Origin of the sequence: Fusibacter sp. A1, from assembly GCF_004125825.1 — a bacterium.
Classification (GTDB): Bacteria; Bacillota; Clostridia; order Peptostreptococcales; family Acidaminobacteraceae; genus QQWI01.
The window spans coordinates 1-437 of record NZ_QQWI01000048.1 but is presented as its reverse complement, the minus strand read 5'-3'; the positions used below and the strand labels follow the sequence as shown (position 1 = coordinate 437).

The following is a 437-nucleotide window of genomic DNA, read 5'->3' as shown; positions in this document are numbered from 1 at the left end:
CAACCCTTAGGGGAGGAAGCTGCCGAAGGTAAAACCAATGACTAGGGTGAAGTCGTAACAAGGTAGCCGTATCGGAAGGTGCGGCTGGATCACCTCCTTTCTAAGGAATCCAGTTAGGTACATTGTTTAGTTTTGATGGCTCATGACTTTTGTCATGGACTGTTATACTTATATAGTTAGTTTTAAGAGAGCATTCGAACAGCCTAGCGGCCGTTCTCCAACAAAACGAACCTTCGGTTCTGATTGCTGGACGCAATCTTAAATAGCAAAGCTATTTAGTTTTGTACAATGAAAACTTCATATAATCACAAAAAAAAGTTTTACTCATAAGTCTTCGCCGACGCTATGAGTAAACACGAATAACTGTTAGCAGTAACTGTTATTCAAACTTTTTAACGAAGTTAATTTTGTCTTATGCAAGGCGACGAAATATTCGA

The 437-nt window shown here is 39.4% G+C and carries 1 rRNA gene; it reads left to right on the top strand.

Annotated features, from left to right (window positions below):
* A 16S ribosomal RNA gene (locus DWB64_RS19135) occupies window positions 1-100 on the top strand; the annotation flags it as partial.
* Window positions 101-437 lie beyond the last annotated feature (337 nt).